Here is a 24,244-nt window from a genome sequence, read left to right on the forward strand (position 1 = left end):
CCCGAAATGGCCGTCAATATCGAATTAAGTAATCGTTGAACTTAGCCCGCACTTGCTTCGAAATCGTCTGCGACCTGCAGATCTCGGTGGATGCGCCCCGATGTCTCGGCCAACGGGCGGCCACCGCCGCCCCAACGCCGGGCGATGATGTCGGCCGCGATCGAGACCGCGGTCTCCTCTGGGGTGCGGGCTCCCAGATCCAGGCCGATCGGGCTGGACAACTGGCTCAGCTCGGCGTCGGTCAGCCCCGCCGCGCGCAGCCGGCTCATCCGATCGTCATGGGTTTGGCGTGATCCCATCGCCCCGATGTAGCCGATCCGGGGCAGGCGCAGCGCTACCTCAAGCACCGGGACATCGAACTTCGGATCATGAGTGAGCACGCAGATCACCGTGCGTTCGTCGATGGCACCCGCCTGCACCTCGGCGGCGAGATACCGGCTGGGCCATTCGACGACAACCTCGTCGGCCGTCGGGAAGCGCGCCCGCGTCGCGAACACCGCGCGGGCGCCGCAGACGGTAACCCGGTAGCCAAGAAACGAACCCTGCCGGGCCAGCGCCGCGGCGAAGTCGATGGCACCAAACACCAGCATCCGCGGGCGCGGCGCGAAGCTGGATACGAAGATCTCCATCCCTTCGCCGCGCCGCTGCCCGTCGGGCCCGTACTTGAGGATTTCGCTACGCCCCAGGGCGAGCAGACCCCGCGCATCATCGGTGACCGCAGCGTCGGCACGCACCGATCCCAGCGATCCCGCCGTCGGCCTGCTGGGGTCGGTCCGGACCACCAGCCGGCGGCCTACCCACTGCGGGTCCGGGTGCGCGATGACGGTGGCGACAGCGACCGGCACATGGGCCGCGATATCCTCGGCCACCGCGACCAGCTCGGGAAACGTCGCCGGCGAGACGGCTTCGATGAAGATGTCGATGATGCCGCCGCACGTCAGGCCCACCGCGAACGCGTCGTCGTCGCTGACACCGTAGCGCTCCAGCCTCGGTATGCCGGTGCGCGTCACCTCGCCGGCGCTCTCGTATACCGCGCCCTCCACACAGCCACCCGACACCGAGCCGCTCACCGAACCATCCGGCGCCACCACCATCGACGCGCCCGGAGGCCGGGGCGCCGAGCGCAATGTGCGAACCACCGTGGCCAGGCCGGCCGTGTCACCCGCGCGCCAGATCGTTATCAGGTCGGTAAGCACATCCCGCACACATCCCAAAGTAAGCTCAAACTCGTGACCCCGGCTCAACTTCGGGCCTATTCGGCGGTGGTGCGCTTGGGCTCGGTGCGGGCTGCCGCCACCGAACTCGGCCTCTCGGATGGCGGCGTCTCGATGCACGTCGCGGCATTGCGCAAAGAACTCGACGACCCGCTGTTCACCAGGACCGGCGCGGGGCTGGCGTTCACTCCTGGCGGCCTGCGGCTGGCCAGTCGCGCGGTGGAGATCCTGGGGCTGCAGCAGCAAACGGCGATCGAGGTCACCGAGGCGGCTCATGGCCGCCGGTTGTTGCGCATCGCGGCGTCCAGCACTTTCGCCGAGCACGCGGCGCCGGGGCTGATCGAGCTGTTCTCGTCGCGAGCCGACGACCTCTCCGTCGAGTTGAGCGTGCATCCCACCAGCCAATTCCGCGATCTGATCTGCTCGCGGGCGGTGGACATCGCGATCGGCCCGGCCAGCGAGAGTTCGATCGGTTCGGACACCTCGTTGTTCGTGCGGCCATTCCTGAAGTACCAGATCATCACCGTCGTGGCACCCAACAGCCCACTGGCCGTGGGGATTCCAACGCCCTCCCTGCTGCGCCAGCAACAGTGGATGCTTGGCCCACCGGCGGGAAGCGTGGCCGGTGAGATCGCAACCATGTTGCGCGACTTGGCGATTCCGGAGTCACAGCAGCGCATCTTCCAGAGCGACGCCGCCGCGCTGGAAGAGGTGATGCGCGTTGGTGGCGCGACGCTGACCATCGGATTTGCGGTCGCCAAGGACCTTGCCGCGGGGCGGCTGGTGCACGTGACGAGTCCGGGGCTGGACAAGGCGGGTGAGTGGTGCGTGGCGACCCTGCCGCCGGCCGCACGTCAACCCGCGGTGTCTGAGCTGGTCCGCTTCATCACCACGCCGAGGTGCATTCAAGCCATGATCCGGGGCAGCGGGGTCGGTGTGACGCGGTTCCGGCCGAAGGTGCACGTCACGCTGTGGAGTTAGCTATACGCTTTACCCCCATGAGCGTGTACAAGGTGATCGACATCATCGGGACCAGCCCCACGTCATGGGAGCAGGCCGCGGCCGAAGCGGTGCAGCGAGCGCGGGAAAGCGTCGATGACATCCGCGTAGCCCGGGTCATCGAGCAGGACATGGCGGTGGATTCCAGCGGGAAGATCACTTATCGCATCAAGCTCGAGATCTCGTTCAAGATGAGGCCTTCGCAACCGCGCTGATCCCGCCGAATGCGCGTCCTGGGCCTTGACAGTGCGCCGGGGGCGGTGGAATCACGAAATGCTCGCCGCCGGCGCACACTCGAAGCCGTCAGCGCAGCGTCGAGTCACTCACCAGGCGTGTGAGAGGTCTCCGTGCTGGCGGATCCAGGCGTGCATCGCGATCCCTGCCGCAACTCCGGCGTTAATGCTGCGTGTTGAGCCAAACTGGGCGATCGACACGGTGACCACGGCCCCGACCCGGGTGTCGTCGGTGATGCCGGGCCCTTCCTGGCCGAACACCAACAGGCAATCCCGCGGCAGCGTGGTCTCTTCGAGTCGCGCCGCTCCGGGCACGTTGTCCACCGCCACCACGGTCAACCCGGCCCCCACGGCGAACTCCAGCAACTCCGCAATGCTGTCATGGTGGCGCAACCGCTGGTAGCGATCGGTCACCATGGCGCCGCGCCGGTTCCAGCGCCGACGCCCCACGATGTGCACGGTGTCCACCGCAAACGCGTTGGCGGTACGCACCACCGAGCCGATGTTGGCATCGTGGCCGAAGTTCTCGATCGCGATGTGTAGCGGGTGCCGCCGCTTGTCGATGTCGGCAACGATCGCCTCGCGCGTCCAATACCGGTAGGCATCGACGACATTGCGGGCATCGCCGTCGCGCAGCAGGTCCGGGTCGTATCTCGGGTCGTCCGGGTGTTCACCCGGCCACGGGCCGACACCGGCGGCCGACGCCCCCCATTCGGTGGGACCAGGTTCGCTCATCGCGACGTCCACACCGCGGCATGCGTACCCACCACCGCCACCGTGGCATACAGCAGCGCGTCGTTGATTTCGCCTTGCGTGCACAGCGACGCGTTGACCTGCACCGCGTCCATCGATGCGTCCGGCAGGATCAGCACCGAGGAACCGTAGACCGCACAGGACGGGCTGAGCCCCCGGCCGGGCAGCGTCGGCGAGGTGAGCAACATCATCGGACCGCCGCGGGCGGCGGAGTCGTCGCGATAGCGGGCCGCCAGGGCGTCCACCTGCAAGCCGAGCAGCATGAACCCGTTGCCGGTGAAGGCCGCCGGGTCGCCGAGCTGCGCCTTGGTCAGCGGCGTACCGTCCGCACGCCATGCCGACAGGCTGGTGGTCTTGACCGTAAGACCGGTGTCGTTTTGGTTGGTCGGCAGCATTCCCACCGGAAAGGCAGCCGGATAGGCGGCCGCGGTCTTGGCGATCCGGTCATGAGGTGAATACGCGTAGACACCGCGGACCGCGCTGCGATCGGTGAGCGGGCCCAGACACACCGTCCCAAGGAGCCGATCCTGTGCCCCCGAGAGCGGCGAGCCAATGTCGCGCACCTTGGTCATCGCGTCGTCGCAGCTGCCCAGGCCGTTGGCCTCCATCGGGTGCGATAGCGCTCCGTAGAGGCCGTAGCGAACATCCTCGGGTTTGGCGTGGGGTGTGTCCTGCTGGGTCGGCGATGCGTCGACATTGACCAGTACGTAGTCCCCCGACCAGCGCAAATTCGACACCCGCATGTTCCAGCCCAGCACCGGCAGCGCCTGGCCGAACCGCGCGCGCTGGGCGCCGTAGACCAGATCGGACTCCGATCGCGAGCAGGCCACCAAGCAGGACAAAGCGATGGCCAGCGCAATCAGGAAACGCACGGCAGGCGGCCTAGCCCAGCCCCAGATCGGCAAGGCCCAGCACACTGCGGTACGGCAGTCCTTCGGCTTGGATCGCCTCGGCCGCGCCGGTGGCCCGGTCCACCACGGTGGCCACGCCGATGACCTCGCCTCCGGCATCTTGAACGGCATGCACCGCCGTCAGCGCCGAATTGCCGGTGGTGCTGGTGTCTTCGACCACCAGCACTTGCTTGCCCGATACCTCGGACCCTTCGATAAGTCGTTGCATGCCATGCACTTTCGCGGCCTTACGGACCACGAAGGCGTCGATCGGGCGGCCCGGTGCGTGCATCATTGCGGTCGCCACCGGGTCGGCCCCCAGGGTCAGACCCCCGACGACCGCATAGTCCCAGTCCTGGGTCAGTTCGCGCATCAGGCTGCCGACCAGCGCCGCCGCCCGATGGTGCAGCGTCGCGCGGCGAAGGTCGACGTAGTAGTCGGCTTCCTTCCCCGACGACAGCGTGACACGGCCGTGCACGACCGCCAGCTGGCGCACCAGCTCGGCAAGCTCTTCACGCTCACGTACGGCCACGACCACCACCTACTCGTTTCATCACGGCCCGTAGCAGGCCTCGGGGAATCATTCGTCCGGCACCGACCAGCGCCTTGTACTGCACACCCGGAATGCTGATCACCTTGCCGTCGGCGATGTCGGCCAGGCTTTCCTGGATCACATCGTCAACGTCGAGCCACATGAACGACGGCAACTTGGTCATGTCGATACCGGCCCGGGCGTGAAATTCGGTATGGACATAGCCCGGGCAGACGGCGTGCACGCCCACGCCGGTGCCCTCCAGCCCGGTGGAGAGCCCTTCGCTGAACGAGATGATCCAGGCCTTGGACGCGGAATAGGTAGACCCCCGCCCGGAGAGCAGCCCGGCAACGCTGGCGATGTTGATCACCGTGCCCGCACCGGCGGCCAGCATGGGCGGCAGCGCCGCCCGGGTCAGCTGCATCACCGCGGTCACGTTGACATCGAGCTGTGCCTGTAAAGCGGCGGGCTCGGTTTCCCAGAACTCCCCGGAGGTGGCGAACCCGGCATTGTTCACCAACACCCGGACTCCACGGGAGAGCCGCTCGGCGACTTTGTCGCGACCGGCCGCGTCGGCGAGATCGGCAGGCAGTATCTCCACGTTGCCGGCATCGTCCTCGAGCTCGACCGCTAATTGCTTCAACCGGTCGACGTCGCGGGCAACCAGTATCAGGTCGTAACCGTCTTGGGCGTAGCGGCGCGCATAGCCGGCGCCTATCCCGGACGTCGGCCCGGTGATCAACGCAACGGGGCGTGGCATGAGCGTCAGTCTACTGACCGGGTGCTGGCGTCCCCGGCGCGCTATTAGCGCTGGTACTTCGTGGCCTGCTGGCCGTTACGGCCCCCCAGCGGTGGCCGCCGGGAGCCCTCGGAACGGCCCTCCTCGCGACGCATCGGCTCGGGGGTGCGGCGCGACGCGTCGGGCAACAAGCCGGCCGCGGGATCGACCTGAGCACGCCGCGGCGGCAGCTCGGGGCGGCGGGACGGAGTCAAAGAGCGGTTCCCGCTTTGGGCCGGCTCGGATTCCTCGGCCTCTTGTGGGCTCTCCTGCGGCAGCGGCGGCAATACCCGCAACAGGTCGTTGAACTGGCGCACGGTGCGCAGCCCCTCGTCCCACTGCGCGCGCGAGCTGGCGATTGGCATGCTGACCAGCGTCCAGTTCTGCTCGTTCCACATGATTTCGGCACAGTCCGGAGCGGTGTGCGCGAAGGTCACCATGCGCCGGTCGCAGGCCCGCCGGGCGGCATCGAGATTGGTGGAATACACCATCCGCGGCCCGATCGCGCCGAGCAGCCAGATGTCGCTCTCGCGCGGCTCCTTCAGGCCCTTGAGCCGCAGGTCAACCACGACGTTGGTGCCCACCTTGCGGTGCAGCGCGATCACCGTGGCGACTTCCTCGAGATCGAAGATGTACACGGCCTCGCCCCGAATCTGACCAAGCACCACGTTCTTGGCCGGGACTTCGCCGACCGTGGACATCACGCCGCGCGTCCAGCGCTGCAGAATGTCGGTCGACTCGCGCTCGTAGTCAAATCCGTGCGACCGCGCCCAAGACTTACGACGTCTGCTGCGCCCGCGGCGTCGATCGATGTCGACGTATAACAGCACCACCGCACTGACGAAGCACAGTGCGGAGAGCGTGAACCAAAGCGGGACCATTCCGCACAGCCTATCTGCTCTGCGGACCCAGTAAATAATCCGAGCAGGTCACAACCCAATCACAGGACTTTATACCCCGGCCTGCCCCCACCCGGTAACCCGCCTTTTCGGGTTTGATGTGCCGGGTTGGACACCCGTTGCGGTGCGCTGATGTGAGCCTTGGGTGAGCCGATGTGAGGTTTGTCGCCTTGCGATGAATCGCAAGGCGGCGTGCGCGGCGACGGGAGTTTGGCCTGGTGCGCGACGCCGGCAGGGGCTCCCCGGGTGACGCAATGGGCGAACTCTTTGCCGCAGTAATGGCCAGACAGCACGGCGATGGCAATATCGGCGGTACGTGAATTTCTCGGAGGCCTAGGGATGCACCAGGATTTCCGGCTCTTACGAGTCGTCAGCGCCGACGGGATTTGCCGGGCCACCATCGACCACCCGCCGGTCAACCTCTTAGACGTTGACCTGCTGACCGAAATCGAAATCCTCACCAACCAAGTCGCGGCCGACAACGAGGTGCGGGTGTTGATCGTCGACTCGGCCGATCCGGAATTCTTCATCGCGCACGCCGATGTCTCGCTAATCAGTGACTTGCCGGCCGACGACACCGCCCGCCATGACGAGCTGTCGCGATTCAATGCCGCCATGCAAGCGTTGCGCGGCCTGCCCAAGGCCACGATCGCCGTCATCGAGGGCGCGTGCCGCGGCGGCGGCTGCGAGTTCGCGATGGCGTTCGACATGCGCTACGCCGCGCTGGGCACGACGGTGCTGGGCCACCCCGAGGTGTCGGTGGGCATCATCCCCGGGGGCGGCGGCACCCAACGGCTACCGCACCTGGTCGGCCGTGCACGGGCGCTCGAGGTGATCCTCGGATGCCGGGACATCGACGCTGCGACGGCCCAGGCCTGGGGGTATGTCAATCGGGCGCTGCCGGGCGAGGAGCTGTGGCGATTCGTCGACAAGCTCGCCGGGCGCATCGCGTCGTATCCCGAAGAGGCCATCGCGGCGGCCAAGCGCGCCGTGGACGTCGCACTGGACCCGCGAACAGATCTGACTACCGGTCTGCGCATCGAGGATCAGCTCTTACGCGAAACGCTCGCGCTGCCGGACACCCGCCGGCGATTGCAGGCGGTCATCGAGGCCGGCGCCCAGACCCGAGAATTCGAGCTGGGCGCCGCCCCGAAACCTCCTGCGACTTAACCGAGGACCAGCGACTCGCCGTCGGCGCTGACATTGACCGGCACCGTGTCGCCGTCGTGCACCTGACCGGCCAGCAGCATCTTGGCCAACTGGTCGCCGATCGCCTGTTGCACCAACCGGCGCAACGGGCGGGCGCCGTACACGGGGTCGAATCCGCGCTGCGCCAGCCATTCCTTGGCCGGCAGCGACACCTCGAGTTGCAGACGACGCTGGGCCAGCCGCTTGTCCAGCTGTTGGAGCTGGATGTCGACGATCTGCACCAGTTCGTCGGGGTTGAGGGCGTCGAAGATCAGCACATCGTCGAGCCGGTTGATGAACTCCGGCTTGAAGGCCGCCCGCACCGCCGCCATCACCTGGTCCGGGGTGCCGCCCGACCCGAGGTTGGACGTCAAGATCAGGATGGTGTTGCGGAAGTCGACCGTACGGCCCTGCCCGTCGGTCAGCCGGCCCTCGTCGAGAACCTGCAGCAGCACGTCGAACACGTCCGGGTGGGCCTTCTCGATCTCGTCGAACAGGATCACCGTGTAGGGACGCCGCCGCACCGCCTCGGTCAGCTGACCGCCCTGGTCGTAACCGATGTAGCCGGGAGGGGCCCCGACGAGGCGGGCCACCGAGTGCTTCTCGCCGTACTCGCTCATGTCGATGCGCACCATCGCGCGCTCGTCGTCGAACAAGAACTCCGCCAGCGCCTTGGCCAGCTCGGTCTTGCCGACACCGGTGGGGCCGAGGAACATGAACGAGCCGGTCGGCCGGTTGGGGTCGGCGACCCCGGCCCGAGAGCGCCGCACGGCGTCAGAGACGGCCTGCACTGCCTTCTTCTGCCCGATGACGCGGTGGCCCAGCTCGTCTTCCATTCGCAGCAGCTTGGCCGTCTCGCCTTCGAGCATGCGTCCGGCGGGAATGCCGGTCCATGCCGACACCACCTCGGCGATGTCGTCGGGACCGACCTCTTCCTTGAGCATCACCTGCTCTCGGGCTTGCGCGTGCGGCACGGCAGCGTCGAGCTTCTTCTCCATCTCCGGTATGCGCCCGTAGCGCAGCTCGGCTGCCTTGGCCAGGTCACCATCGCGCTCAGCGCGCTCGGATTCCCCACGCAGGGCGTCCAACTGCTCTTTGAGCTCGCGGACGATCTCGATGGAGTTCTTCTCGTTCTGCCATCTGGTCGTGAGTTCTGCCAGCTCTTCTTTCTTGTCGGCCAGCTCGGCGCGCAGCTTTTCCAGCCGATCTTTGGAGGCGTCATCCTCTTCCTTGGACAGCGCCATTTCTTCGATCTCCAGCCGGCGCACCAGCCGCTCGACCTCGTCGATCTCGACGGGGCGCGAATCGATTTCCATCCGCAGCCGGCTGGCAGCCTCGTCAACGAGGTCGATGGCCTTGTCCGGCAGGAACCGCGCGGTGATGTAGCGGTCGGACAGCGTCGCGGCGGCCACCAGCGCGGAGTCGGTGATCCGGACGCCATGGTGCACCTCGTAGCGGTCCTTGAGTCCGCGCAGAATGCCGATGGTGTCCTCCGCCGAGGGCTCACCGACGTACACCTGCTGGAAGCGGCGTTCCAGTGCGGCGTCCTTCTCGATGTGCTTGCGGTACTCGTCGAGCGTGGTGGCACCGACCAACCGGAGCTCGCCGCGGGCCAGCATGGGCTTGATCATGTTGCCGGCGTCCATCGCACCTTCACCGGTCGCGCCGGCACCGACGATGGTGTGCAGCTCGTCGATGAAGGTGATGATCTGCCCGGCCGAGTTCTTGATGTCGTCGAGGACGGCCTTGAGCCGCTCCTCGAATTCACCCCGGTACTTCGAGCCGGCCACCATCGAGCCGAGGTCCAGCACGACGATCGTCTTGTCACGCAGACTCTCTGGGACGTCGCCGGCCACGATGCGCTGGGCCAGACCCTCCACGATCGCGGTCTTGCCGACGCCGGGTTCACCGATGAGCACCGGGTTGTTCTTGGTGCGCCGCGACAGGACCTGAACCACGCGGCGAATCTCGTTGTCTCGCCCGATCACCGGGTCGAGCTTTCCTTCACGGGCCCGCGCGGTCAGGTCGGTCGAGTATTTCTCCAGCGCCTGGTACGTCGCTTCCGGTTCGGGGCTGGTCACCCGGGCGCTACCGCGTACCTTGACGAACGCCTCGCGCAGAGCCTGCGGCAAGGCTCCGTGCCCGGTCAATAGCTTGGCGACCTCGGAGTCGCCGGTGGCCAGCCCGACCAGCACGTGCTCGGTGGAGACGTACTCGTCGTCCATCTCGGTAGCCAGTTGCTGGGCGGTGGTGATGGCGGCCAGTGACTCGCGGGATAACTGCGGCTGCGTGCTGGCCCCACTGGCCTGCGGCAACCGGTCAACTAGGCGCTGCGCCTCGGTGCGGATGGTGGCGGGGTCGACGCCAACGGCCTCGAGCAGCGGCGCGGCTATGCCATCGGCCTGCGTCAACAGGGCCATCAGCAGATGCGCCGGCCGAATTTCGGGATTGCCGGCAGCCGAAGCCGCCTGCAGAGCCGACGTCAGGGCCGCCTGCGTCTTGGTGGTCGGGTTGAAAGAATCCACGACAGCTCCGTTCGGGGTAAGTATCTGAAAAAATGGTTCTCGGGTTGTGCAACGCCGTCAAGATTGAGTCCGTTCCGCTCAACTCTAGCTTTTTTGTCTGCCGGTAATCCAGGGCGGGTCCGACCTACCGGCCAGCGCCCGGCAAATAGCTCGGCAACCCCGGCGGGCATGGCGGCGCGGGGTCGGGTGGGCCCCGCATGACCATCTCTCATCGGCGACTAGCTGCGAGTTCCAGCGGCACCGCGGACCACCTTGGGCCGTGCACCGCGCGCCAGTAGCCCAATCGCGATCCCCGGTGCGTCCCGGCAAGCCTAGAATCGTGGTCCGTGGGCCTTGAGGACCGAGACGCGCTGCGGGTGCTGCGGGACGCCTTCGCACCGCAACCCGACTTAGACCACAAAACGCAATCCAGCGAACTCGTCCGCAGCTTCTACACCAACTGGTTTTCCCTGGACAGTTCGGTGCGCGACTTGTTCCCACCCGAAATGAGCGGCCAGCGCGCAGCTTTCACACGTGCGCTGCGCTGGGTGTACAGCGAGCTCGTCGCACAGCGCGCCGAGGAGCCGATTGCCTTCCTGGCACAGCTCGGCCGGGATCACCGCAAATACGGTGTGCAGCCAACCCAATACGAGACGTTGCGGCGCGCCCTGCAGACCACGTTGCGCAGTCATCTCGGCAGTTCCTGGACCGATTCGGTCGCGCGCGCCGCTGAGCAATCTCTCAATCTGATCGTCGGGGTGATGAGCGGCGCGGCCGATTCCGAGGACGGACCCGCGTGGTGGGACGCAACGGTAATCGAGCACATCCCGGCGTCGCGCGATCTGGCGGTGATCAGGCTGCAACTGGACCACCCAATGCCCTATCGCCCCGGCCAATACGTCAATGTCCAAGTCCCGCAGTGTCCGCGTCGCTGGCGTTACCTCAGCCCCGCCATTCCGGCCGACCTCGAAGGGCGGATCGAATTCCATGTCCGCGTAGTACCCGGCGGGCTGGTCAGCACCGCGATGGTCAACGAAACTCGGACCGGCGACCGGTGGCGCTTGGCGAGCCCGCACGGCGGCTTGCACGTCGACCGCACCGGCGGTGACGTGCTCATGGTCGCCGGCAGCACCGGTCTGGCCCCGTTGCGGGCGCTGATTTTGGATATGGGCCGCTTTGTCGAGAATCCACGAGTGCACCTGTTTTTCGGCGCGCGCTACTTCTGCGAACTCTATGACCTGCGCACGCTTTGGCAGGTTGCGGCGCACAACCCGTGGCTTTCGGTTTCTCCAGTCGCCGAATACAAACTCGACCCGTCCTGGGCCACCGACTATCCCGATGTATCACCGCCGCGCGGCCTGCACGTGCGCCAGACCGGCCGGCTGGCCGAAGTGGTCACCAACTACGGCAACTGGGGCGATCGGCAAATCCTGATCTGCGGCGGGCCGGCCATGGTTCGCACCACCAAGGCCGCACTGATCGCCAAAGGCGCTCCGCGCGAACACATCCAGCATGATCCACTGCCCTAGCGGCAAGCCACGACTACCAGGAAAGGCCCCGCGCTCAGCCACCGCAGCGGGGCACGCACGCTAGTCTGGCCGGCGTGCATGCCGCAACTCTGCGCGACCCGTTGTCATCGGTGGAAGCACAGTTCGTGCCCGCGGCTGGAATGATCGGCACCTCGCTAACCGACGCCGGAGTGCAACTGCTCGGCCAACGGCGCGGCCTGGACGGCTACCTTGCCGCGGGCAAGACAATGGGAATACCGATTCTGTACCCCTGGGCAAATCGACTGGGCGAGAACACATATGACGCCGAAGGCAAGGAGGTAACACTGAACCCCGGCGCAAACGGGGTTCGGGTGGACCCCGCCGGCTTGCCGATCCATGGGGTCCTGGCCGCCTATCCCGGCTGGCGGGTCACGGCTCAATCGGGCAACGAGCTCACCGCAGAGCTGGACTTCGGGGCCGACCCGGTGCTGCTGGCCAGCTTTCCGTATCCGCACGTGCTGTCGTTGACGGCGCGGCTGGCCGAACGGGTGCTGACACTGCGCACCACGGTGACCCCAACCGGTGACACGGCCGTGCCGTTGTGCTTCGGCTTCCACCCGTATCTGCAGTTGCCGGGTGTGCCCCGCACCGAGTGGGTCATCGAGACACCCCCGCTGCGGCAGCTCTGCCTCGACCAGCGCGGACTGCCCACCGGCGAGTCGGACCACCGGCCGGCGAAGACAGCGCCCCTGGGCGAGGGCACCTTTGACGACGGCTATGACCAGGTGACCGAGGGAGCGGTGTTCACCGCGTCCGGTGGCGGGCGCCGCCTGGAGGTGCACTTCGAACAGGGGTATCCCGCGGCGCAGATCTTCGCGCCGATCGCCGAGGACGTGATCTGCTTCGAATCGATGGCCACCCCGACCGACGCGCTCCGGCGCGGCGGCTACCGTTGTGCGCCGATTGGCGAGTCGGCGATCGCGGTGTTCTCAATCCACGTCTAGCCAGAACAAGTCGCCTAGTCTGGTTTCGCCCCGCGGCGGCGGATATCGAGAGCGCGGCCGAAATTGAGCGCTGGGTGCAACAACCGATCACCGCGGCTCGCATATTTCGCCGTCCATCAATATCCGCCAACACAGGTTGTTTTCACAAAAGCCGCAATACCGGGTTGATGTTTCCGCTTCCTGCCGCACAGCCCATTTAGTGTCACTCCGGATATCTACGCGCATCACCGTTGGCCACTCGGATACGGCGCGGTTGCCGATATTGACCAAAGCCCACGGCGCCGAAATGAACAGGGCAGCCGCGCAGAATTCGGCCCCCTCGATTCGGGCTGGCCGCAGGGAACGCCGGAGCCCTGGGGCTGGCCGCACCACACTCCCCAATCCGCCGCGCTCGGCGGGCGGCCCGATCTCCAACATTTCCGAGCCCTGACAATGCGCGTGACGGGACCGATGCAGGCGCCGTCGTCAGCGGCCAGATCACCTGGCCAGGCGATACCTGCGACCACCCGACACGAACCGTCACGCGGGGGTGCGCGGACCGCCCACGGTCGCGTGGCACAGCGCGCCCAACACCTACCGATTAGAGCATTGTTCTAGAACCAGCTTCGAGTACCGGCACCCTGGAGCCATGGGGCACTGCACCATTCGGCGCCGACACTGATGAATATTTTGGCTGATCCAGTCGCTTGAATGACGCGGCTACCTCCACCCGCACGACCGACCGGGAGCATCCCCATCGCCGACGCAATGGCGGTCCGTTCGCCGGCCTGGGGCGACTTGGCGCACAACGCGCCCTCGTTCGAGCCCGCGCGGTGCCGCTGGTTGCTGGGGCATGAACCTCACGCGCAACGATGGCGGGCCCGCGCGCGCCAGGCCCGTAGCCAACACCGAAAGCCGTTCACACTTGCGGTGCTCGAATTTGCCTCGTTCGACGACATTTTTGACAGTTTCATTTATACCTGGATGAATTTCGCTCGGCGATAGGTGCGCACAACGCGCATGTCAACGTCGCGTGTTTGCCCCAAACCCTGGAGCATGCCGACGGCACTCCGAGTCGAATCCGGCGGGATTAAGAAACCCAGATTTTTTTGAGCAAATCAGTGGCTTTTTCGCCGTGCGCAACTGAATAATCTTGCTGCTGTCGGCACCGGACTCAGGGAGGTCGTGCGGATGCCGTAGCGCCACTGCACGTACCGGTCAAACGGTTCGAGTTAAGGATCTGAGTTAGGGACGGGTGATGAATTTCGCGGTGCTGCCGCCGGAGATCAACTCGGCGCGCTTGACCATCGGCGCCGGGCTGGGACCGATGCTGGAGGCGGCCAATGCCTGGCAGGGTCTGGCTGGTGAGCTGGGCTCGGCCGCCTCGGCGTTCTCGTCGGTAACCACCGATCTGGTGAGCGGCGGCTGGCAGGGTGCGGCGTCGGCAGCGATGGCGAGTGCGGCGGCGCCGTACCTGAAGTGGCTGACGACCGCGGCAGCTCAGGCCGGGCAAGCCGCGACGCAAGTCCGATTGGCTGCGGCCGCATTCGAGGCGGCGCTGGCCGCGACGGTGCACCCAGCCGCGATCTCCGCCAACCGCTCCCAATTCGTATCCCTGGTGGTCTCTAACCTATTGGGGCAGAATGCCCCCGCGATCGCCGCCGCTGAGGCCGCCTATGAGCAGATGTGGGCCCAAGACGTTGCCGCGATGTTTGGCTACCGTTCCGGAGCGGAATCGATCGCCGCGGCGTTGACACCATTCCCGCTGCAGGCCGCCGGGTCGGTCGTCACCGCCAACCTGGGCTTTGCAAACGTCGGCTTCCGCAACTTCGGTAATGGAAATGTCGGCGACTACAACCTCGGCTCGGGAAACCTCGGCTCGGAAAATGTCGGCAGCTCCAACATCGGCAGCGGCAAAATTGGTTTCGGAAACTCGGGGCCCGCACTGACAGCGGCCCTCAACAACATCGGCTTCGGCAACACCGGCGACAACAACCGCGGCATCGGACTCACCGGCACCGGCCGATTCGGGTTCGGCGGCCTGAACTCGGGCAGCGGCAACATCGGGTTGTTCAACTCGGGCACCGGCAATTTCGGTATTGGGAACTCGGGAACCGGCAACTGGGGAATCGGGAACTCCGGCAACAGCTACAACACCGGCATCGGCAACTCGGGTGACGCCAACACCGGCTTCTTCAATGCCGGCGTCGCCAACACCGGCATCGGCAACGTGGGCAGCTACAACACCGGTGGCTTCAACCCTGGCGATGCCAACACCGGCGGTTTCAACACGGGTAGCTACAACACGGGTTACCTGAATCGCGGCGACTACAACACCGGCGTTGCGAACTTCGGCAATGTCAACACCGGCGCCCTGAACACCGGCGACTACAACAACGGCTTCCTCTGGCGCGGCGACAACCAGGGTCTGATCTTCGGAGAGCCCGGTTTTGGGAACTCGACCACCGTCCCCTCCTCGGGTTTCTTCAACAGTGGCGAAGGTAGCGCCTCAGGGTTCTTCAACTCCGGCGCCAACAACTCTGGCTTCTTCAACGATTCCTCGGGGCCCGTCGGCAACTCGGGTTTCGCCAACACCGGCGTGCTGCAGTCAGGTCTGGTGAACTCGGGCAACACCATATCCGGTTTGCTCAACTCGAGCCTGGTGCCCATAACGACGCCGGCCTACATCTCCGGTGTCTTGAACACCGGTAGCAGCCTAGCCGGATTCCTGCTTGGCCCAACACTGTTCAACATCGGCTTCGCCAACGACGGCGTCGGAAACATATTGGCCCATGCCAACGTTGGCAACTACAACATCGGCGGAAACGGCAACGTCGGCGACTACAACATCTTCGGCAGCGGCAATGCCGGCAGTTACAACATCTTCGGCAGCGGCAACATCGGCAGCCTCAACCTCGGCTCGGCCAATATCGGCAGTTACAACATCGGTTCGGCAAGCCTCGGTAGCTACAACGTCGGATTCGGAAACCTCGGTGACTACAACACCGGCTTCGGCAACGCCGGCAGCTACAACCAAGGTCTGGCCAACACCGGCAGCAACAACACCGGGTTCGCCAACACCGGCAACGGGAACATCGGCATCGGACTGACCGGTGACGGCCAGATCGGAATCGGCGCACTGAACTCCGGCATCGGCAACGCGGGCTTGTTCAACTCGGGAACCGACAACGTCGGCCTGTTCAACTCGGGCAGCGGAAACATCGGGATCGGAAATTCGGGCAGCGGGAACACGGGCCTGCTCAATGCGGGCGTTGCGAACTGGGGCCTGGAGAATCCCGGCACCGCGAACACCGGTATCGGTAACGCCGGCCAGTACAACACGGGCCTGCACAACGTCGGAGCGGCCAACACCGGCTTCTACAACAACGGCAGCTACAACACCGGTGGCTTCAACGTGGGCAGCACCAACACCGGCAGCTTCGATGCGGGTAGTGCGAACACGGGCAACTTCAACCCCGGTGACACCAACACGGGCTCCTACAACCCCGGGAACGTCAACACCGGCTTCTTCGACACCGGGAACTACAACAACGGCTTCTTCGTGACCAGCGACAACCAAGGTCAGATCGCGATCAACCTATCGGTCACCACTCCGCACATTCCCATCGATGTGCAGTCGATCGTGCCGGTGAATCAGGTATACACGCTGGGCGGCAACACGATACAAGTCAGCGAGGCTGGATCGGTCTTCCCCAGGACCTACTATCTGGGCGGCCTGTTCTTCCTGGGACCGATCAACCTCGGCGCCTCCACCCTGACGATTCCCACCGTGACAATCGCCCTCGGTGGACCGAGCACGAACATACCGATCAGTATCGTCGGCGCCGTCGAAAGCCGCGCGATCACCTTCCTGGACATCCCGGCAGCGCCCGGCTTCGGAAACACCACCGCCGGCCCGTCGTCAGGCTTTTTCAACGCCGGCACCGGAGGCGACTCCGGCTTCGCCAACTTTGGCGCCGCCAGTTCGGGCCTGTGGAACAGCGGGGTGGCGGCGGCCGGAAACTCGGGCGTGCAAAACTTCGGCTCGCTGGCATCAGGCTGGGCGAACCTGGGCAACACGCTGTCGGGCTTCTACAACACCAGTACGGCGAACCTCGCTGCACCAGCCAATCTTTCGGGTCTATTCAACGTCGGCACCGACCTGGCGGGTGTGCTTCGCGACGCCAACGGAACAATCTTGAATCTGGGCCTTGCCGACCTGGGCCACCTCAACGTGGGCAGCGGAAACGTCGGCGACTTCAATGTGGGCAGCGCAAACATCGGTAGCGCGAACTTCGGATTCGGCAACGTCGGCTCCGACAACCTCGGCAGCGGGAACATCGGCAGCGGCAACATCGGGTTCGGAAACGCCGGAGCGCGGCTGACGGACGCGTTCAACAACATCGGCTTCGGCAACACCAGCGACAACAACATCGGCTTCGGCAACACCGGCAACAACAACATCGGCATCGGCCTTACCGGTGCTGGCCAGCGGGGCGTGAATTTCGCCGGCGGGTTGAACTCGGGTAGCGGCAACATCGGGTTGTTCAACTCGGGCACCAACAACGTCGGTATCGGAAACTCCGGAACCGGAAACTGGGGCATCGGCAACAGCGGCAGCCTCAACACCGGATTCGGCAATGCCGGCAGCACCAATACGGGCCTGTTCAACACCGGGATGGTCAACACCGGTATCGCCGATGTGGGTGACTACAACACCGGCTGGCTCAACACGGGTGACGTCAACACCGGCGCCGCCAACCGCGGCGACTACAACACGGGCTGGTACAACACGGGCAACTACAGCACCGGCTTTGCCAACGCTAGCAACATCGATACCGGCCTGCTGATCAGTGGTGACATGGGCAACGGCTTCGCCTGGCGCGGCGACCAGCAGGGCCAGGTGAGCGCCAGCTATGTCATCCATGTTCCGGAGATTCCAGCGCATGTCAACGCCAGCGCCCCCATCAACATCCCGCTCACCGCCAACTTCACCAACACGCTGTACAGCGGAATAACGATGGAGGACATCAACTTCGGTTTTACCGTCGCGATTGGGCCGCTACCTGTCTTGACCGGAACGATCGACTCCGTCACCCTTGCCCCGATCACGGCCACCGGTCCGGCGATTTCGTTCAACATCGGCGACCCCAAGGGGACGACGGTGGTGTCGATCCCCGCCACGGCCAGTCTCGGCCCCGTCGACTGGACCATATTCGACATCCCGGCGGTCACCGGCTTGTTCAACTCCACCAGCAGCCCGTCATCGGGTTTCTTCAACGGCGGCACCGGAACGGTATCGGGGATCGCGAATTTCGGCGGCGACATCTCCGGCTTCCAGAACTTCGGGACCTCGGCAGTATCGGGCTTCAAGAACGTCGGCTCGCTGCAATCGGGTCTGCTGAACATCGGCGACACCGTCTCCGGCCTGTTCAATACCGGCATCGGGACACCCGCCAATGTCTCGGGCGTGTCGAACATCGGCACCACCCTCACGGGCATCCTCGTCGACCAGGCGTCTGGAATGTCAACCTTCAGTTTGGGACTGGCCGACATCGGCCAGGCCAACGTGGGCTTCGGCAACACCGGCGACTTCAATCTCGGCTTCGCCAACCTTGGCGACGAGAACCTGGGCCTTGGCAACAGTGGATTCAACAATCTCGGCTTGGCCAACCTCGGCAACTTCAACGTCGGCTCGGCGAACCTGGGTGGCTACAACATCGGCTCGTCCAACCTCGGCGACTACAACGTCGGATTCGGCAACGCGGGCGGCTTCAATCAGGGCCTTGCCAACAGCGGCAACAACAACATCGGTATCGGGCTCACCGGCGACAACCAGCAGGGCTTCAATTTTGGTGGCGGCCTGAACTCCGGCACCGGCAACACCGGACTGTTCAACTCCGGCAACGCAAACTGGGGCATCGGCAACACCGGCGTCACCAATACGGGCGTCTTCAACTCGGGTCAGATCAACACCGGATTGTGGAATGCGGGCAACGTCAACACCGGAATCGGCAACCCGGGCAACTACAACACCGGAAGCTTCAACACCGGAAGCTTCAACACCGGAAGCTTCAACACGGCCGGTCTCAACCCGGGCGACTACAACACCGGCTACCTCAACAGCGGCAACTACAACACTGGTTTTGCCAACTCCGGCGACGTCAACACCGGCGCATTCATCTCGGGCAACTACAGCAACGGCTTGTTGTGGCGGGGCGACTATCAGGGCCTGTGGGGCATCGATTACGCGATCACCATTCCCGACACCGCCATCCCACTGAACCTGGATGTGCCGGTCTACCTCGACATCCCCATCACCGGCACACTCGGGGTCTTCACCGTCGACGGATTCACCATCCCGGCGTCCACCGTCGAATTGGACATCGTCGGCATCGGGTTCAAGGCCGTCCATGTCAGCGCGATCAAGTTCCCCAACCTCGAGCTGGGCCTACCCGCAATTGACATCAACATCGGTACCGGACCGGAACCGTTGATCCACATCGTCGGCACCGGCGGCCTGCTGCCGATCAAGATCCCGATCATCGACATTGCGGCCGCCCCCGGTTTCGGTAACTCCACGACAACTGCGTCCTCGGGCTTCTTCAACACCGGCAGCGGCACCGCCTCCGGGTTCGGTAACACAGGCGGCAACAATTCCGGGTTCTTCAACCTCGCTTCGGGCAGCTCCGGAATATCGGGCTACCAGAACCTCGGCGATCTGGTGTCGGGCATGTCCAACCTGGGCAACAGCGTCTCGGGCTTTTTCAACACGAGCTCCCTGGGCGTATCGATACCGGCCGACATCTCCGGCGCCGCCAACATCGGCACCAACATCGCAGGGTTCTTCAATGACAACCCAATCGGCAACCTGGGCATCGCCAACCTCGGCAACGGAAACATCGGCGACGGAAACATCGGCAGCAACAACGCCGGTTTCGGCAATGTCGGTGCCAACAACTTCGGCAGCGGCAATATCGGGAGCTTCAACTTCCTCTCCGGTAACCACGGGACATACAACTTCGGGCTGGGAAACCTGGGCGACTACAACGTCGGCCTGGCAAACCTGGGCGACTACAACGTCGGCTTCGGGAACGCGGGCAGTCTCAACCAGGGCTTTGCCAACACCGGCGACCACAACATCGGCATCGGCAACACTGGCAACAACAACATCGGCATCGGGCTCACCGGCGACAACCAGGTAGGTATCAACTTCGCCGGCGGGCTGAACTCCGGCACCGGAAATGCCGGCCTGTTCAACTCGGGCACCAACAACACCGGAATCTTCAACTCGGGCACCGGCAACACCGGCATCTTCAACTCCGGCACCGCAAACTGGGGCATCGGCAACTCCGGGACCGCCAATTCCGGCATCGCCAACTCGGGCAGCACGAACTGGGGCCTGTGGAACCCGGGCACCGGCAACACCGGCATCGCAAACGCAGGCGACTACAACACGGGTCTGTACAACGCCGACCACACCAACACCGGCCTGGCCAACCCCACCGACTACAACACCGGCTTTTTCAACACCGGCGACTACAACACCGGCCTGGCGAACGCAGGCAACTACAACACCGGTTTCTTCAACACCGGCGACTACAACACCGGCCTGGCGAACACGGGCGACGTCAACACCGGCGCATTCATCTCCGGCAACTACAGCAACGGCATGTTCTGGCGCGGGGACTACCAAGGGCTAGTGGGCGCCCACTACGAGATCTTCATTCCCGAATTCCCGGTGCTCAACTTCGATTTGAACATCCCGGTCGACATCCCGATCTACCTCGATCTCGGCAGCCTGGCCCTCAACGGCTTCACGATTCCCACCATCACGATCGACGCCCTGTCGATCACCGATTTCAAAATCGGGCCGATCACCATCCCGACCATCAAGGGCATTCTGCCGGTCATCGATATCAACATCGGCAACCCCGACGGTTCCAGCTCGATCCCCATCGCGATTCGCAGCGGCTTAGGACCCATCAGCATCGTCTTGCTCGACATCCCCGCGGCGCCCGGGTTCGGAAACTCGACCTCGGCCCCGTCGTCGGGCTTCTTCAACTCCGGCACCGGAACCGCCTCGGGCTTCGGAAACGTCGGCGCAAACAATTCGGGCTTCTGGAACACCGGCTTCGGCGACATCGGCAGTTCCGGCTTGCAGAACTACGGCCAACAACTCTCCGGCTGGGCGAACCTGGGCAACACCGTCTCGGGCTGGTACAACAGCAGCACGGCGGATCTTCCGACCGCGGCCAACCTCTCGGGCCTCTTCAACATCGGCACGGAGCTATCGGGGGTGCTGCGCGACTCGGCCGGCACGATCTTCAACGCGGGCCTGGGCGATTTGGGCCAGCTGAACCTGGGCAGCGGAAACGTCGGCGACTTCAACGTGGGCAGCGCAAACATCGGCAGCTTCAATGTCGGATTCGGAAACGTCGGCGCCGACAACCTCGGCAGCGGGAACATCGGCAGCGGCAATATCGGGTTCGGAAACGCCGGAGCGGGCTTGACGGAGGCGTTCAACAACATCGGCTTCGGCAACGTCGGCGACACCAACATCGGGTTCGGCAACACCGGCAATGGCAACCTCGGCTTCGGCAACACCGGCAACGGCAACATCGGCATCGGGCTCAGCGGCGACGGCCAGATCGGGTTCGGCCCGCTCAATGACGGCGTCGGCAACGCGGGCCTGTTCAACCTGGGCGACTTCAACACGGGACTGGCCAACGCCGGCAACGACAACCAGGGCTGGTCGAACACCGGAAGCAACAACATCGGGCTGTTCAACACCGGGGACAACAACGTCGGCATCGGGCTCACCGGCGACGGCCGAGTCGGGTTCGGGTCGCTGAGTTCGGGTGCCGGCAACACCGGCTTCTTCAACTCCGGGATCTCGAATGCCGGCATGTTCAACTCCGGCACCGGCAACGTCGGCTTCTTCAACTCCGGCACCGGCAACGTCGGCATCGGGAACATGGGTACCGGCGGCATCGGCATCGGTCTGCAGGGTGACAACCTGGTGGGCATCGGCGGCCTGAACTCGGGCAGCTTCAACGTCGGCCTCTTCAACTCCGGCACCGGCAATGTCGGCATCGGCAACTCCGGCACCAGCAACTGGGGCATCGGAAACTCCGGCAGCCACAACAGCGGCATCGGCAACACGGGCAGCTACAACACCGGCTTGTTCAACTCCGGTTCCTTCAACACCGGCATCGCCAACCCCGGCAATTTCAACACCGGCTTGTTCAACATCGGCGTCTTCAACACCGGCATCGCCAACCCCGGCGACTACAACACCGGCTTCTACAACACCGGTGACTACAACACCGGCCTGGCAAACATCGGCAACTTCGACACCGGCGCCTTCATCACCGGCAACATGGCCAACGGCGTCTTCTGGCGGGCCGACAGCATGGGGCAGCTGTCCGCCCACTACGCCATCACGGTCAACAGGATTCCGGCATTCATGACCATCGATGCCCCGGTCAACATCCCTATCACCGGCACCATCACCGACATCTCGATCCCGGCCGTGACCTTCCCGAAAGTGCCCGCCACGGGCAAGGTCGACCTCGCCATCATCAGTGGCACGGTCATCGCACCGATCGGCCCCATCACCATCCACGGTGGCGACGCGTCGGCCCCGTTGAACACACCCATCGTCATCGACTTCGGCACCCAACCGGCGTTGCAGCTCAATCTCGGTAATCCCGATGGTTCCACCGTCGTTCACGTCGGTGGCTACTTCAACTTCTGCCCCGGCCAGATTCCGCTCATCGACATCAAACCGGCCGCCGGCTTCTTCAACGCGACCACCGGCCCGTCGTCGGGCTTCTTCAACCTGGGCGACGGAAGCGCGTCCGACTTCGCCAACGTGGGTGCCAACAACTCGGGCATCTGGAACGTCGCCACCGCCGCCCTGGGCAACTCCGGCTTCCAAAACATCGGGTCGCAGCAATCCGGCCTGGCCAACCTCGGCAACGCCATCTCCGGTTTCCTCAACACCGGTGGCGCAACGCCGGCCAACCTCTCCGGATTCCAAAACATCGGCACCGACCTGGCCGGCTGGTACCGCAATGGGCCGGACGCAACGACCTTCAGCTTCGGCATCGCAAACCCCGGATTCTGGAACGTGGGCAGCGCCAACATCGGCAGCTACAACCTCGGAAACGCCAACATCGGCGATTCCAACTTCGGCTTCGGCAACCTCGGCAGCGCCAACCTCGGCAGCGCCAATCTCGGCGGCTTCAACCTCGGCAGCGCCAACATCGGCAGCTACAACTTCGGCTTCGCCAACACCGGCCCGGCGCTGTCGGACGCCATCGGCAACATCGGGTTCGGCAACACCGGAAGCTACAACATCGGGTTCGGCAACCCCGGCAACGGCAACCTCGGCTTCGCTAACACCGGCGACGGAAACATCGGGATCGGACTCGCCGGTGACACTATGACCGGATTCGGGGGCTGGAACTCGGGCAGCGGCAACATCGGCTTGTTCAACTCCGGCACCAACAACATCGGCTTCGGAAATTCCGGCACCGGCAACTGGGGGCATCGGCAACTCCGGCAGCTACAACACCGGCATCGGCAACACCGGCACAACTAACACCGGGTTCTTCAACTCCGGCATGGTCAACACCGGCATCGGCAACGCGGGCAACTACAACACCGGCTGCTACAACAGCGGCGACTTCAACACCGGCAGTTTCAACCCGGGCGACTACAACACCGGCGGCTTCAATCCGGGCAACTACAACACCGGCTACTTCAACGAGGGCAATTCCAACACCGGCCTGGCCAACTCCGGCAACGTCAACACCGGCGCGTTCATCTCGGGCAATTACAGCAACGGGTTGCTGTGGCGCGGCGATTACCAGGGCCTGCTCGGCTTCACCTACGAGTCCACCGTTCCAGCGATCCCGTGGAATATCGGGGTGCACTCCCAGGGAACGCCGGAGCCCTGGGTGCACTCCGACATCGACATACCGATTACCGGCGCGATCAACACCATCACCCAGGACATGTTCACCATCGCCGAATTCGAGATACCAATCAGTCTGGAGACCACGATCTGCCTGATCTATGTTCCGTTCGTCGGCTGTGTGCTGCACGTATCGGTCACCGTTCCGATTACCACCGAACACGTCGGGCCGTTCGTCATCGATCCCAGTGTGATCAACCCGCAAAGCCCGATAAACACGGCCATCACGGACACCATCGACTTCTCCGACGCGGGCACCGTCGGCCCCGCCACCTTCGGCTTCAACTGGCAGCAGAGCCCTGGATTCTTCAACTCGTCGGACACGCCGTCGTCGGGCTTCTTCAATTCCGGAGCCGGAGGCGCGTCGGGCTTGCTCAACGACGCCCAAGGGGCCGTCTCGGGGATCGGAAACGCCTTCTTGGAGAGTTCGGGATTCTTCAACGCGGGCGGCCCGGGACTGTCCGGCCTCCAAAACGTCGGCACGCTCGAATCAGGCTGGGCGAACTTCGGCAACTCGCTGTCGGGCATCTACAACACCAGCATTCTGAACCTGATGGCCCAGGCCTTTTTCTCCGGCTTGGGCAACACCGGCCATGAGCTTTCCGGCTTCCTGAACGACGCGATGGCGTAACGGCACCCGGACCCGCGATCGGGGACGTCGCTCAATCCACCTGCGGCACCGCCTGATCGGCCGCGCCTGCCGCAAGTTGGCCCAGCGGACAATTCGAGGTGCGGCAGCGGACAAAGCCGCATCGAATATCCCGCCGATTCCTGCCGAACCAATCCAAATCCAAAAC

At 64.6% G+C, this 24,244-nt stretch carries 14 protein-coding genes; 7 read left to right on the forward strand and 7 right to left on the reverse strand.

Annotated features, from left to right (window positions below; all coding sequences use genetic code 11):
- Positions 1-41: 41 nt before the first annotated feature.
- Positions 42-1,205: an XdhC/CoxI family protein gene (locus MMSP_RS24965; RefSeq protein ID WP_036426960.1), complete on the reverse strand. Its 1,164-nt coding sequence runs from the start codon at positions 1,203-1,205 to the stop codon at positions 42-44.
- Between the two features lie 24 nt (positions 1,206-1,229).
- Here MMSP_RS24965 and MMSP_RS24970 point away from each other — a divergent pair, with 24 nt between their 5' ends.
- On the forward strand, positions 1,230-2,195 hold the full coding sequence (locus tag MMSP_RS24970; RefSeq protein WP_020788844.1) for a LysR family transcriptional regulator: 966 nt from the start codon (positions 1,230-1,232) through the stop codon (positions 2,193-2,195).
- A 17-nt stretch (positions 2,196-2,212) separates the two neighbouring features.
- Positions 2,213-2,428 (forward strand): calcium dodecin, encoded by a 216-nt coding sequence (secE2, locus tag MMSP_RS24975; RefSeq protein ID WP_012392611.1) that lies wholly within the window; start codon positions 2,213-2,215, stop codon positions 2,426-2,428.
- Positions 2,429-2,536: 108 nt separating this feature from the next.
- Here secE2 and MMSP_RS24980 read toward each other — a convergent pair whose 3' ends face one another.
- From MMSP_RS24980 to ttfA, 5 genes are read right to left on the reverse strand one after another with little or no spacing between them, the layout of a single operon-like run.
- A complete protein-coding gene (locus tag MMSP_RS24980; protein ID WP_015354350.1) occupies positions 2,537-3,181 on the reverse strand; it encodes an RNA methyltransferase in 645 nt (214 codons plus the stop codon).
- The gene (locus MMSP_RS24985) at positions 3,178-4,071 is read right to left on the reverse strand and encodes a hypothetical protein (RefSeq protein ID WP_020727971.1); all 894 of its coding nucleotides are present in this window, start codon (positions 4,069-4,071) and stop codon (positions 3,178-3,180) included. Before MMSP_RS24985 ends, MMSP_RS24980 begins: the two co-directional genes overlap by 4 nt.
- A gap of 10 nt (positions 4,072-4,081) precedes the next feature.
- Entirely contained in the window at positions 4,082-4,621 is a 540-nt protein-coding gene (gene pyrE, locus MMSP_RS24990) for an orotate phosphoribosyltransferase (protein WP_015354348.1), read from the reverse strand.
- Positions 4,608-5,381 carry an SDR family oxidoreductase gene (locus tag MMSP_RS24995; protein WP_015354347.1) on the reverse strand — a complete coding sequence of 258 codons (774 nt, stop codon included), beginning with the start codon at positions 5,379-5,381 and terminating at the stop codon, positions 4,608-4,610. The genes pyrE and MMSP_RS24995 overlap by 14 nt, the downstream gene beginning before the upstream one ends.
- A 44-nt stretch (positions 5,382-5,425) precedes the next feature.
- Complete coding sequence (ttfA, locus tag MMSP_RS25000; protein WP_012392606.1) at positions 5,426-6,280, reverse strand: trehalose monomycolate transport factor TtfA; 855 nt, start codon at positions 6,278-6,280, stop codon at positions 5,426-5,428.
- A gap of 357 nt (positions 6,281-6,637) precedes the next feature.
- Between ttfA and MMSP_RS25005 the strand changes: the two genes are divergently transcribed.
- The gene (locus MMSP_RS25005) at positions 6,638-7,468 is read left to right on the forward strand and encodes an enoyl-CoA hydratase/isomerase family protein (RefSeq protein ID WP_015354346.1); all 831 of its coding nucleotides are present in this window, start codon (positions 6,638-6,640) and stop codon (positions 7,466-7,468) included.
- Here the strand turns inward: MMSP_RS25005 and clpB are convergent.
- Complete coding sequence (clpB, locus tag MMSP_RS25010; protein WP_020788847.1) at positions 7,465-10,011, reverse strand: ATP-dependent chaperone ClpB; 2,547 nt, start codon at positions 10,009-10,011, stop codon at positions 7,465-7,467. The two genes, MMSP_RS25005 and clpB, sit on opposite strands and share 4 nt — an antisense overlap.
- Positions 10,012-10,337: 326 nt before the next feature.
- Between clpB and MMSP_RS25015 the strand changes: the two genes are divergently transcribed.
- The 4 genes from MMSP_RS25015 to MMSP_RS30045 all read left to right on the forward strand — a co-directional run bounded on the left by MMSP_RS25015 (position 10,338) and on the right by MMSP_RS30045 (position 24,078).
- Entirely contained in the window at positions 10,338-11,519 is a 1,182-nt protein-coding gene (locus MMSP_RS25015) for an FAD-binding oxidoreductase (RefSeq protein WP_020788848.1), read from the forward strand.
- A 74-nt stretch (positions 11,520-11,593) separates the two neighbouring features.
- The gene (locus MMSP_RS25020; RefSeq protein WP_020788849.1) at positions 11,594-12,484 is read left to right on the forward strand and encodes an aldose 1-epimerase; all 891 of its coding nucleotides are present in this window, start codon (positions 11,594-11,596) and stop codon (positions 12,482-12,484) included.
- Between the two features lie 1,237 nt (positions 12,485-13,721).
- Positions 13,722-23,072, forward strand: coding sequence for a PPE family protein (locus MMSP_RS25030; protein ID WP_020788851.1), 9,351 nt, complete (start codon positions 13,722-13,724; stop codon positions 23,070-23,072).
- On the forward strand, positions 23,050-24,078 hold the full coding sequence (locus MMSP_RS30045) for a hypothetical protein (protein WP_369797367.1): 1,029 nt from the start codon (positions 23,050-23,052) through the stop codon (positions 24,076-24,078). Before MMSP_RS25030 ends, MMSP_RS30045 begins: the two co-directional genes overlap by 23 nt.
- The last annotated feature ends 166 nt before the right edge of the window (positions 24,079-24,244 follow it).

The organism is Mycobacterium sp. 012931 (genome assembly GCF_000419295.1).
In the GTDB taxonomy this organism is placed as follows: domain Bacteria; phylum Actinomycetota; class Actinomycetes; order Mycobacteriales; family Mycobacteriaceae; genus Mycobacterium; species Mycobacterium marinum.